This window comes from Marinomonas gallaica, from assembly GCF_049821165.1.
GTDB classification, from domain to species: domain Bacteria; phylum Pseudomonadota; class Gammaproteobacteria; order Pseudomonadales; family Marinomonadaceae; genus Marinomonas; species Marinomonas gallaica.
Genome location: NZ_CP187511.1, coordinates 2,528,572 through 2,541,372, shown reverse-complemented (window position 1 = coordinate 2,541,372; position 12,801 = coordinate 2,528,572). Strand labels below are relative to the sequence as shown.

The window sequence follows — 12,801 nt, the reverse complement described above, 5'->3', positions numbered from 1 at the left end:
ACCTCATTATTACCCAAGTACTGTATTCACAAGCTCAACGGCCTCTTGTTCCAGTTGAGCTAGGTGAGACTCAGAGACAAAGCTTTCTAAATAGATTTTATAAACATTCTCTGTACCAGATGGCCGCGCGGCAAACCAACCATTATCGGTAGAGACCTTTAACCCGCCTATTGCTGCACCATTGCCCGGCGCATGGGTCAACTTACTTACGATCGGGTCACCCGCCAAACTTTGCGCATGCACAGAGCTCGCTTCTAGCTTTGACAGAACCGCTTTTTGTTCAGGTGTTGCGACGACATCAATGCGCTTGTAGTAGGGCTGACCAAATCGTTTAGCCTGCTCCTCAGCTAGCTGAGCTGGGTTTTTACCTGTGACAGCCAATATCTCAGCGGCCAACAAAGCCATAATGAAGCCGTCTTTGTCTGTCGTCCAAACATTGCCATCTCGGCGTAAGAATGAAGCACCCGCACTCTCCTCGCCACCAAAGGCTAAGTTACCGTCGAATAGACCATCAACATACCACTTAAAGCCAACAGGCACTTCACATAACGTTTTACCTAAATCCGCCACTACACGATCAATCATTGCACTGGAAACCAACGTTTTGCCATATTGGATATCAGCAGGCCAATCTCGATGTGTCGCCAGATACTCTATGGCAACCGCAAGGTAGGCATTTGGATTCATTAAGCCGTAACCTGGACACACAATTCCATGGCGATCAAAGTCAGGGTCATTCCCGACTGCCACATCGAATTGATCTTGAATCTTTAGCAGGTTATTCATCGCATATGGCGACGAACAATCCATACGAATGCGCCCATCCTTATCAAGTGGCATAAACGAAAACGTTGGGTCTACACGATCATTTACAACGTCGATGTTTAAACCATAACGCTCAGCAATTGGCTCCCAGAAAGCAATTCCCGAACCACCTAACGGATCCACACCAATACGTACATTGGCCTTTTTAATAGCGGCCATATCAATAACATTATCTAGATCACTAATGTAATGCTCAATGTAATCAAATGGCTCCACAAGATCACTGCTCAACGCCTCATCGACTTCAACCTGCTTGACGCCTTTCATGTCATGCCACATCAGCTCGTTAGCACGCTCCGCTATCCAGTCGGTAATATTCTTATCGGCCGGACCACCTTTAGGTGGATTATACTTAATACCACCGTCTTCTGGGGGGTTATGAGACGGCGTAATGACAATACCATCAGCACGCTCAGATCGTGCCGATACATCGCGATTGTGCGTTAGGATGGCGTGCGAAATAACCGGTGTAGGCGTATAGCCATCATCTTGTTGCACTCGAACGGTTACATCGTTTGCAACAAGCACCTGTAACGCGCTGGTAAAAGCCGCTTCAGACAGTGCATGCGTATCTTTGCCAAGATAAAGCGTCCCTTCTATGCCGTGCAACTGCCTGTATTCACAAATTGCCTGGCAGATCACGAGGATATGCGCTTCATTAAAACTTTTAGTAAAAGCACTACCACGATGCCCAGACGTTCCAAAACTGACTTTCTCAGCATCAAACTGTGCATCAGGATGTAAAGTGTAATAAGCACTAATGAGCTTAGGGATATTAACCAATGACTCATTTGGAGCGAGCTGCCCTGCTTGAGGATGAATTGCCATATGAATAAAGCTCCTTAATTAAAGTGACGATGGTTTTATAGTCGTGAATTACTTTCTTAGTTGCAATGCTAAGCAATAGAAAATCAATAATTTATTGTTTTTACAGTTAAATTCTTACAGTCGTAGGCAGATTTACAAATACTTTTAGCAGCTAAACGTAAAATTACTGAGACACCACAAGATAACACTGCAAACCCAACAGACTCGACTAAGCTAAATTTGTGGACTGAGCAGTATTGGAGAATCTATATGTCATCTAAAGCAGCCCTACTTTTATCCGGGGGTGGTGCGCGTGGCGCCTATCAGATAGGTGTATTACAGGGTATAACAAAACTTGTGCCGCAATATAACGCCCTACCATTCCCAATCCTTTGCGGGACATCGGCAGGTGCCCTGAATGCGGCGTTACTAGCCACTCGAGCAAGCAATTTTAAACGCGGCGTACGACAGCTCGCTTACATTTGGCGCAACTTAACAACAGAACAGGTTTACCAAGTCAGTCGCTGGCCGATTGCTACTTCCATTACACGCAGCATCGCTAATATTTTTCTAAACCAAAGAAACGGCCGCCAACTGTCTCTAATGGTAAATACACCATTGGAATCACTACTGCGAAAACATTTAAACTTAGAGGACGTATCGATCGCGTTAAATCAACGCTTACTAGAAACGCTTGCAATAACGGCCATTAATTACACTAACGGTAACTCCACCACGTTTTACCAGTCATCCAATACGGACATTGAAGATTGGCAAAGTGCACGTAAAACCGGCATAAAACAAGCTATTTCTATCGAGCATTTGCTTGCTTCAAGTGCAATTCCTGGCATCTTTCCATCACAAAAAGTAGGTAACCACTATTACGGTGATGGGGCCGTCCGACTTGGCTCGATTATCCAGCCTGCGATACGCTTAGGAGCCGAGAAACTGTTTATCATTGGCGTTAGCGACAATCGACAAGCAAGAGATTGGAATTACGTAAAAGACAATCAAAACAGTGTGCAGCCCTCGATCGTACAAGTGCTCGGCCAACTCTTTAACAGTGCTTTTTTGGACACTGTCGATGACGACATTACTCATATAGAGACACTTAATCGCCTACTCTCTTTAGTGCCCGAAGATAAGCGTCCGGCCGATTTACCCTTACGTAAAACGTTAGTAATCTCACCATCTAAAGGCCTCAACGTGCTAGCCAATGAACACTTGGGCTCTTTACCCCGACACATCCAAAAACTACTCAGAACAGCAAGTGGCAACCAAAGCGGCAACGCATCATCGGCTGCTAGCTACCTTCTTTTCACACCAGAGTATTGCTCTGCTTTGATCGATTTAGGCTATAAAGATGCGATGTGGCAACAAGATAAGATTCTAGATTTCTTCAGTGATTAAACGCAAAAAAGGCAGCCTTCGGCTGCCTTTTGGACATCATTTAATCGCTCTATTACTATAGCGTTAAACGACGCACATCGCTTAGCAATGCATTTAGATACGTCATAAAGCGACCCGCATCCGCTCCGTTGACAGCACGGTGGTCGTAAGACAAGCACAATGGCAGCATTGTACGTGGCTCAAACTCTTTACCGTTCCAACGAGGCTCAACATCTGCTTTAGATACACCAAGAATGCCCACTTCAGGCGTGTTAACGATTGGTGTAAAGCCTGTTCCACCCATAGCACCAAGACTAGAGATAGTGAAACAGCCGCCTTGCATGTCAGCAGGTTTCAATTGTTTTCCAAGCGCTTTCTTGATCAACTCGCCAGCCTCAGCTGCAATTTGAACAACAGACTTCTTGTCAACATCACGCAGCACAGGAACCACAAGACCCACTGGAGAATCCACTGCAATACCAATGTGCACATATTTCTTCTGCACGACGCTTTCGCCATCAGCATGAAGAGATACGTTGAATGCAGGATTTTTAACCAACGCTTGCGCAACCGCTTTAATCATGAATGGAAGTGGCGTCAATTTAACACCTTGTTTTTCCATTTCAGGTTTTAAGCTCTTGCGGAATTCTTCTAGATCCGTGATATCCGCTTTATCGAACTGTGTTACATGAGGAACATTCAGCCAAGAGCGCGTCATATTGAATGACGTAAGCTTCTGAATCTTGCTCAGTTTCACTACTTCAACTTCACCAAACTGACCAAAATCAATTTCAGGTACGCGAGGAATACCCGCACCTTCAACGGCTGCTGATGCAACAGGTGCAGAAGACGCTTTTTGAACTGCTGCTTTAACATAAGCATGCAAGTCTTCTTTTGTGATACGGCCACGAGGACCAGTAGCACGAACAAGAGACAGATCCACACCTAATTCACGAGCCAAAAGGCGCACAGCAGGTCCAGCGTGAACCTTCTTGTTAGGCGAAGACAATACCGCACCCTGATCAGCAGGAACCGCCGCTTTTGGCGCTTCTTGCTTAGGCGCTGCAGCTTTTGGTGCTTCTTGTTTTTCAGCCGGTGCAGGCGCTGCTGCACCTTCTACTTCAAGCTCAAGAATCAAAGCCCCTTCAGATACTTTATCTCCTTCTTTAATCGATACAGACTTAACCGTGCCTGATTTAGGAGAAGGAATATCCATTGACGCTTTATCCGTCTCAAGAACGATGATTGAATCGCCCTCTTCAACTTTATCACCCGCCGCAACGCTTACTTCAATAACATCAACGTCTGTTGCACCACCAATGTCCGGTACATTGACAGACTCAACACCGCCTGTTTGAGCAGATTGTGGCTCAGCTTCTTTGGCTGGCGCCTCTTCAGCTGGTGCTTGTTGAGGTTCTGACTCCGCTTTCGCCACAGGCTCATCAGCTGCAGCAGAACCTTCAGCCATAAGCACTAGAATTTCATCACCCTCAGAAACGGTGTCACCTTCTTTGATAAGAAGCTTAGCGACTTTACCGCTTGCAGGTGCTGGAATATCCATAGAAGCTTTGTCCGTTTCAAGAACGATAATAGAATCACCCTCTTGAACGTCGTCACCTTCTGCAACGCACACTTCGATAACGTCAACACCTGTTGCGCCACCAATATCTGGCACAGAAACAGTTTGTTCAGAAGCCGCTGAAGCAGGGGCTGCTGACGGAGCTGATTTTTCAGCCGCTGGTGCCGGTGTTTCTTCTTTTGTTTCTTCGACAGGCTCTTCTGTTGCACTAGCGCCTTCAACTTCAATCGTTAAAACTTCGCTGCCTTCAGAAACAGTATCGCCCTCTTTAACAGAGATCGCTGTTACCTTACCTGCCATTGGAGACGGTACGTCCATAGACGCTTTATCTGTCTCTAAAACAATAATTGATTGGTCAACTTCAATAATGTCGCCAACTTGCACGCTAACTTCGATTACATCGACGTCAGTCGCGCCACCAATATCCGGTACTCGAATAATTTCAGTACTCACGGAAATCTCCTTTGTCGTATAGACGCATCAAACTTTAACTCACTGAGCCGATCTTAGATCGACTCAGTCCCGATTAATCCGCTAAATTAGCAGGTAACTGGGTTTGGCTTGTTAGGATCCAAGTCAAATTTGCTGATTGCTTCAGCCACGACTTCAGCTTTCACTTTGCCGTCTTTCGCTAAAGCACTCAACGCAGAAACCACTACCCAGTAACGGTTCACTTCGAAGAAGTGACGTAGTTTGGCACGGGTGTCGCTTCGACCAAAGCCATCAGTACCAAGAACATTGTAGGTTCCATTTACAAATGGACGAATTTGGTCGGCATAAAGTTTGATGTGGTCCGTTGACGCAATCACAGGACCCTTATCACCTAAGCACTGTTCAACATAAGAAAGACGAGCGTCTTCTGTTGGGTGAAGCATATTCCAACGTGTCGCGTCTAAACCTTCACGACGCAATTCGTTGAAAGAGGTCACACTCCATACATCAGAGTTGACGCCAAACTCTTCACTTAGGATCTCTGCTGCAGCTTCTACTTCACGTAGAATTACACCAGCACCTAGAAGCTGAACCGTCTCTTTATTGCCCTTCTTCGTAACAGAATTAAGCTTGTACATACCTTTAAGAATGCCATCTTCGACACCTTCTGGCATATCAGGATGCTCGTAGTTTTCGTTCATTACGGTTAGGTAATAGAAAACACTTTCACGTTCCTGATACATACGACGAATACCGTCTTGGACAATGACCGCAACTTCGTATGAGTAGGTTGGATCGTATGACACACAGTTCGGAATCGTACTAGCAAGGATATGAGAATGACCATCTTCATGCTGCAGACCTTCACCGTTTAGTGTCGTACGACCAGCAGTAGCGCCCAGCAAGAATCCACGCGCCTGAGAGTCACCTGCCGCCCACGCCAAGTCACCAACACGTTGGAAACCAAACATTGAGTAGTAGATGTAAACAGGAATCATTGGGAAATTACTGTTGCTGTAAGATGTAGCCAAAGCTAGCCAAGCAGACATCGCTCCAGGCTCATTAATGCCTTCTTGAAGAATCTGTCCGTTTTCACTCTCTTTATAGAACATGACTTGTTCATGGTCATGCGGCGTGTAGCGCTGACCTTCAGATGAGTAAATACCGAGCTGACGGAACATACCTTCCATACCAAAAGTACGCGCTTCATCGGCAACAATTGGCACAACACGTTTGCCAATGCCTTTGTGCTTAACCATGGTATTCAAACAACGGACAAACGCCATGGTCGAAGAAATCTCACGACCATTTGAGCCTTTCAGCTGCGCTTTAAAGTCTTCCAATGTTGGTACGTCAAGTGCTTCACAATCTTTACGACGAACTGGGAAGTCACCATGCAGTTCCTTACGACGTGCACGCAAGTACTTCATTTCAGGGCTATCTTCAGCAGGACGGTAATAAGGAAGGTCTTTTAACTCTTCATCACTAATCGGAATACCAAACTTGTCACGGAAAAGAGCCAGTGACACTTCATCCAGTTTCTTAGTTTGGTGGGCAGTATTCTGTGCTTCGGCAGCCTTAAACATACCGTAACCTTTAACGGTTTGAGCAAGGATAACCGTTGGCTTACCTTTAGTAGAGGTCGCTTCGGCATAAGCAGCATAAACTTTGTATGGGTCATGACCACCACGGTTAAGATTCATAATGTCATCGTCAGACAAATCTTTAACCATCTCTAACAGTTCTGGGTATTTACCGAAGAAATGCTCACGAGTGTAGGCGCCGCCATTAGCTTTGTAGTTCTGCAGTTCTCCGTCACACACTTCGTCCATACGTTTTTGAAGCAGACCTTTATCATCTTTTTCAAATAGTGGGTCCCAATGGCGACCCCATAGACATTTGACGACATTCCAGCCAGCACCACGGAACACACCTTCAAGCTCTTGAACAATCTTGCTGTTACCGCGAACAGGACCATCAAGACGCTGGAGGTTACAGTTGATAACAAAAATTAAGTTATCAAGTTTTTCACGTCCCGCAAGAGCAATCGCACCTAATGATTCCGGCTCATCACACTCACCATCACCTAAGAATGCCCATACCTTACGATCACCTTGGTTCACTAAACCACGGCTATTCTGGTATTTCATTACGTGAGCTTGATAAATAGCTTGTAGTGGGCCTAGACCCATTGAAACCGTTGGGAACTGCCAGTAGTCAGGCATCAGCCAAGGGTGTGGGTATGAAGAAAGCCCTTTGCCATCCACCTCACGGCGGAAGTTGTTCATTTGATCTTCAGTCAAGCGACCTTCAATAAACGAACGAGCATAAATACCAGGCGAAATATGGCCTTGGAAAAACACCATGTCGGCTTCTTGGGTTTCACTGGCGCCGCGGAAGAAATGGTTGAACGCGATGTCGTACAAAGTGGCTGCAGAAGAGAAACTTGTAATGTGGCCACCCAAAGTAGAATCTACTCGGTTAGCTTTCATTACCATCGCCAATGCGTTCCAGCGAATAATAGAACGAATGCGACGTTCCATGAACAAGTCACCAGGTAAAGGTTTCTCGTTTTGTGGCGCAATAGTATTACGGTAAGGCGTAGTAATTGAAGCAGGCATTGGAGTGCCCGATTTAACAGCTTCTTTACTTAAGCGATCCAGAATATACTGGGCACGTTCAGGACCTTCTTCTCGAAGGACAGACTCGAGAGCATCGACCCACTCTTTTGTTTCAGTTGGATCGATATCTTCAAGGATATGCTGCTCCGTCATAGTGTTTATAACCCCCGCTATTAGAACAGATCTCAAACCCTTAGGCACATTTGGTTGTTTAGTAGCCTAAGAGCAGTTTAAACAGACATTTCGAACTCGCATACTACGCGAGCCCAGCCGATACTTACATTTGATAGAGCTAACCTAATCTATGGTGCTCTATTAAATATACGCTTGATCGTGAACAAACTTTTTTATTCTAGTTAGATGTCTGTCGCAATCATATCGACCACTCATCATCTTGAGTTAGTCTATTTCCGTATGTAAAGTTTGATTAACAAACCTTTTGCCCAGTTCAATTTCTGCATACTGTTGTGTAATGCAGAGGATCAAACTTGGCGTTAACTGATGCCACTTTAACAGCTTCAGCAAAGCTGATGAATACTGAAGTTACCTGCTTCCATTGCCCGATCTGCATGCCTAAGCCTGCGTCGCAGTGGCCGTTATTCCCGTGAGTTGGTACAAAAATCGAAGGTAAGATTATCATCTAATGCCACCAAGGAATAGATACTGATGTAAAGATACCGTCCATACCCCCTTACACGACCGATCAAAGTGATTGTTTTTTGTACAAAAAAGAGGCGTTCACAGCAGCAACAACAAGTATTTAAGAGCCATACAGAGGACTATTTACGCTGCAAATACCAACCATAAACAATATTTATTATGATTGGTATCACTTCATCTTTTAACAAATGTTACAAAACCTATTTCTAAACTGACTAAAGCTTTGATACTCGTTACAATCGTATCAAAATTACAAGCGCACTAACTGGACATTGAAATGGCACCCCTTTCAGAGCAACTTAAAAAACATATCCAACAACACGTAAAAATCGCTTTAGAGGAAGACATTGGCTCAGGCGATATCACAGCACAACTCATTCCTGAAACAAACACTTTAGTCGCGCAAGTACTTACACGTGAGCCGGCTGTACTTTGTGGCCAAGCTTGGGCAAATGAAGTCTTTGAACAACTTGACCCCAGTGTTGAAGTCCAATGGTTGGCCGAAGAAGGCGCTGACCTAGAACCCAATCAAGCCTTCCTTAAGTTGAAAGGCAATGCGCGAAGTATCTTAACCGGTGAACGCACAGCCCTTAATTACATTCAAATGCTGTCTTATACCGCCACAGTCTCTCGTCGCTATGCGCAGTTAGTAGAAAACCAGCCATTGACGATCCTTGATACCCGTAAAACGATCCCTAGTTTTCGATTAGCACAAAAATACGCCATTGCTGTAGGAGGCTCATCTAACCATCGGGTTGGCTTGTATGATGCTTTCTTAATTAAGGAAAACCATATCATGGCCGCTGGCTCTATTACGGCCGCAGTTGAACAAGCCAAGCAAGTTGCACCTGGCAAACCGATTGAGGTTGAAACAGAAAATCTTCAGGAAGTTGAGCAAGCCGTAATCGCTGGGGCTGACATCATCATGCTAGACAACTTCTCTTTACCGGACATGAGAACAGCCGTAGACACTTACTCACCTAAAGTGAAGTTTGAAGCATCTGGCAACATGACTGATCAACACATAAAGGATGTCTCACAGACTGGCGTCGACTATATTTCAGTGGGTGCACTTACCAAGCATATTCAAGCCATTGATTTATCCCTTCGAGTTATTGAGGAAAACATTTAAGCATGCCACAAATATTAGTCGTCAATTGCGGCAGTTCCTCTCTTAAATTCGCCATAATGGACGGCACTGATAACCCGCCTATTTTAGAAGGTATTGCCGAGCGCCTAGGGTCAGAGCACAGCGCGATCACTTTTAAATATGCAGGCAATAAAACGGTGCAGCCGCTACATGACAATGATCATCGAGGCGCAGTCACCGCTATCAAACATTGGATTAATTCGAACAGCACTTTACCTATCAACTTAGTAGGCATTGGTCATCGTGTTGTTCATGGCGGTGAAACCTTCAGCCAATCTGTTGTTATCAATCCTACTGTATTAGAGGGCATTAAAGACTGTGCTCGCTTCGCTCCGTTGCATAACCCTGCTCATGCCAAGGGAATCGAAGTCGCACAAGCACTCTTCGGCGATCTTCCTCATGTGGCTGTGTTCGATACAGCCTTTCACCAAACACTGAATGCTGATCAATATTTATACCCTATTCCAATGCGCCTATACCGTGAGCACAACTTTAGGAAATATGGCTTCCATGGCACCAGCTACCGTTATATAGCACAAAAACTAGCAACTCTTGGCCCGGATTTTGCTTCGCGTAATACGCTGGTTGCGCATCTTGGTAATGGTGCCAGTGTCTGCGCGATCAAAGCAGGTAAATCAGTTGACACAAGCATGGGGATTACGCCTTTGGAAGGCCTTATGATGGGCACCCGAAGTGGCAGCCTAGACCCCAGCCTATTAGCATTTATTAGTGATGCTGAAAACATATCCATGAAGGATGCGCTGGATATTTTAAACAAAGAAAGTGGCCTGAAGGGCATTTCTGAGATTTCAAATGATTGCCGTTCAATTGAGACAGCTCAAGCAGCAGGAGATGATCGAGCGGAATTAGCTCTAAACATGTTTGCGTCAAGAGCAGCGAAACACTTAGCCTCCGTCGCCACCAATCTTGAGTCTGTTGACCATATCGTTTTCACGGGCGGTATCGGAGAAAACTCTCCAGTAATACGCGAAAAGATTTGCCGACGATTAGCTATGATGGGGGTTTGGCTAGATTTACACGCGAACCAAATAAGTCCACGCGGTGAAGTATCGATGATTAGCGACAATCGTTCCAATATAAGTATATGGGTCATTCCTACCAATGAGGAGCTACTCATTGCGCAAGACACTTTATCTTTGATTGCCGACACAGCCCCTGAATAACGCCGAAAAGGAAAACGTACTCATGTCTACCAATGTTTTAATGACTGTACCTACTGGCCCAGGCGTCGGTCTAACATCCGTATCCGTTGGACTCGTCCGAGCACTAGAACAACAAGGACTAAAGGCCAGCTTTTTTAAACCAATCGCTCAGCCACACCCCGGTGACAACGGCCCAGATCGATCAACAGCCATGGTCGCACAAGGATCTTCATTGCGACCTGCTGACCCGATCCCTCTCTATGAAGCGGAACGATACTTATATAACGACGCAATCGATGAGCTAATGGAAGAGGTAGTCGGCCGATTCCAAGCGAGCATTGAACCTGACTCAACAGTGATTGTAGAGGGGCTGGCTCAAATTCCAGGTCATCCTTATGCAACACGTTTAAACAAAGCCATCGCTCGTACTCTTGACGCTGGCATAGTCTTGGTGACAGCGCCAAATGAGATGCGCGTCACGGAACTCGAACACCACGTTGAGATTGCGGCCGGCTCATATGGCGGCATCAAAGCCGATGACGTCATTGGCTGCATCCTAAATAAAACCCAACCCGGATCTTTAGGCATGAAATCGTATGGCGACTCGTTCGCTAAACGCCCTATTTTCAAGCGCAATTTTAGTTTGCTGGGTCAAATCCCTATTTCGGAAGAGCTAACATTACCCCGCGTAAAAGATGTGGCTGACTTTTTGACAGCCAGTGTTATCAACGCGGGTGAAATGGAGTCTCGCCGTATTCACTCATACACCTTATGTGCTCGTGGCGTTGAAAACATGCTAGAAGCGCTTCGCCCTGGCGTTTTGGTTTTTACACCTGGCGACAGAACTGATGTCATTATGGCTACAGCGATCGCGGCGCTGAATGACACAAAAATCGCTGCACTGGTTCTCACCGGCGGCTATCAACCCAGTGATGCACTGATGGCGCTTTGCGGTAAAGCAATGGCGAAAGGGTTACCTATACTGTCAGTGGACAGCAACAGTTGGGAAACGGCGATTAAGATGCAATCCTTTAATCAAGAGATCCCTTTGGATGATAAAGAGCGCATTTTAACAGTAAAAGAGCACATCGCTCGTTGTATTGATCATGACTGGATCAATACCTTTGCCCTGAATGACGAAGAGCGCAAACTTTCTCCTCCTGCTTTCCGCTACCGTTTAATCGAGCAAGCTCGAGCGTTAAATAAACGCATTATATTGCCCGAAGGCGAAGAAATCCGCACGATTCAAGCCGCCTCTATATGTGCTGAACGCGGAATCGCGCGCTGCACTTTGCTGGGCAATCCGGATGAAATTCAACGCATTGCTCAAAACAATGGTATTGACCTTAATTTTGGTGTTGAAATCATTGATCCAGATACGATACGTGACCAATATGTCGTGCCTATGGTCGCCATTCGCAAACATCGTGGTTTAACAGATATCGTGGCTCGCGAGCAACTGGAAGACAATGTAGTGCTAGGCACCATGATGCTGCAGCAGGATGATGTAGATGGGCTGGTATCCGGTGCGGTGCATACAACGGCAAATACAATTCGCCCGTCACTGCAATTGATTAAAACGTCGCCAGACTCCAGTCTCGTCTCTTCTGTTTTCTTTATGTGCTTGCCAGACCAAGTGCTTGTCTACGGTGACTGTGCGATAAACCCTGATCCGAGTGCGGAACAGCTAGCAGAAATCGCGATTGAAAGTGCCATGTCCGCTAAAGCATTTGGTATCACACCACGGGTGGCAATGATCAGTTATAGCACTGGCGGCTCGGGTTCCGGGAATGATGTTGACAAAGTCCGTGAAGCCACACGTATTGCCCAAGAACGTCGTCCTGATATTTTGATTGATGGCCCCCTTCAGTATGATGCCGCGATCATGGAGAAAGTGGCCAGCCAAAAAGCGCCAAATAGTAAAGTGGCAGGTAAAGCCACCGTCTTTATCTTTCCAGACTTGAACACCGGCAACACAACCTATAAAGCGGTTCAACGAAGTGCTGAAGTGGTCAGTATTGGGCCGATGCTACAAGGAATTAGAAAGCCGGTTAATGACCTTTCGCGTGGTGCGCTAGTGGATGACATTGTCTACACCATTGCGATTACCGCGATTCAAGCAGGTCAAAAACAAAATTAATCGGTTTTTATTGATCAGAATCTAGACAAAATAAG

At 45.8% G+C, this 12,801-nt stretch carries 7 protein-coding genes; 4 read left to right on the top strand and 3 right to left on the bottom strand.

Translation table 11 applies throughout. The annotated features are described in order from the left end of the window. Positions 1 to 9: 9 nt before the first annotated feature. Entirely contained in the window at positions 10 to 1,653 is a 1,644-nt protein-coding gene (gene pgm, locus ACPUEK_RS11890) for a phosphoglucomutase (alpha-D-glucose-1,6-bisphosphate-dependent) (protein ID WP_425640885.1), read from the bottom strand. 249 nt (positions 1,654 to 1,902) lie between these two features. Between pgm and ACPUEK_RS11885 the strand changes: the two genes are divergently transcribed. Continuing rightward, positions 1,903 to 3,042 carry a patatin-like phospholipase family protein gene (locus tag ACPUEK_RS11885; protein WP_425640884.1) on the top strand — a complete coding sequence of 380 codons (1,140 nt, stop codon included), beginning with the start codon at positions 1,903 to 1,905 and terminating at the stop codon, positions 3,040 to 3,042. A 55-nt stretch (positions 3,043 to 3,097) separates the two neighbouring features. On the opposite strand, the gene aceF is transcribed toward ACPUEK_RS11885, so the two are convergent. Together aceF and aceE are read right to left on the bottom strand one after the other, a co-directional pair. Beyond that, positions 3,098 to 5,053, bottom strand: a complete 1,956-nt coding sequence (gene aceF / locus ACPUEK_RS11880) for a dihydrolipoyllysine-residue acetyltransferase (RefSeq protein ID WP_425640883.1) — start codon at positions 5,051 to 5,053, stop codon at positions 3,098 to 3,100. A gap of 86 nt (positions 5,054 to 5,139) precedes the next feature. Further along, a complete protein-coding gene (gene aceE, locus ACPUEK_RS11875; RefSeq protein WP_067038228.1) occupies positions 5,140 to 7,806 on the bottom strand; it encodes a pyruvate dehydrogenase (acetyl-transferring), homodimeric type in 2,667 nt (888 codons plus the stop codon). Positions 7,807 to 8,590: 784 nt separating this feature from the next. On the opposite strand from aceE, the gene nadC reads away from it, so the two are divergent. From nadC to pta, 3 genes are read left to right on the top strand one after another with little or no spacing between them, the layout of a single operon-like run. Then, positions 8,591 to 9,445: a carboxylating nicotinate-nucleotide diphosphorylase gene (nadC, locus tag ACPUEK_RS11870; protein ID WP_425640882.1), complete on the top strand. Its 855-nt coding sequence runs from the start codon at positions 8,591 to 8,593 to the stop codon at positions 9,443 to 9,445. A gap of 2 nt (positions 9,446 to 9,447) precedes the next feature. Then, positions 9,448 to 10,647: an acetate/propionate family kinase gene (locus ACPUEK_RS11865; RefSeq protein WP_425640881.1), complete on the top strand. Its 1,200-nt coding sequence runs from the start codon at positions 9,448 to 9,450 to the stop codon at positions 10,645 to 10,647. A 22-nt stretch (positions 10,648 to 10,669) separates the two neighbouring features. Further along, complete coding sequence (gene pta / locus ACPUEK_RS11860; protein WP_425640880.1) at positions 10,670 to 12,766, top strand: phosphate acetyltransferase; 2,097 nt, start codon at positions 10,670 to 10,672, stop codon at positions 12,764 to 12,766. Positions 12,767 to 12,801: the final 35 nt, after the last annotated feature.

Coding starts and splice junctions, on each gene's coding strand:
- pta (WP_425640880.1), top strand. CDS start 10,670: ATGTCTACCAATGTTTTAATGACTGTACCTACTGGCCCAGGCGTCGGT.
- aceE (WP_067038228.1), bottom strand. CDS start 7,806: ATGACGGAGCAGCATATCCTTGAAGATATCGATCCAACTGAAACAAAA.
- ACPUEK_RS11885 (WP_425640884.1), top strand. CDS start 1,903: ATGTCATCTAAAGCAGCCCTACTTTTATCCGGGGGTGGTGCGCGTGGC.
- nadC (WP_425640882.1), top strand. CDS start 8,591: ATGGCACCCCTTTCAGAGCAACTTAAAAAACATATCCAACAACACGTA.
- ACPUEK_RS11865 (WP_425640881.1), top strand. CDS start 9,448: ATGCCACAAATATTAGTCGTCAATTGCGGCAGTTCCTCTCTTAAATTC.
- pgm (WP_425640885.1), bottom strand. CDS start 1,653: ATGGCAATTCATCCTCAAGCAGGGCAGCTCGCTCCAAATGAGTCATTG.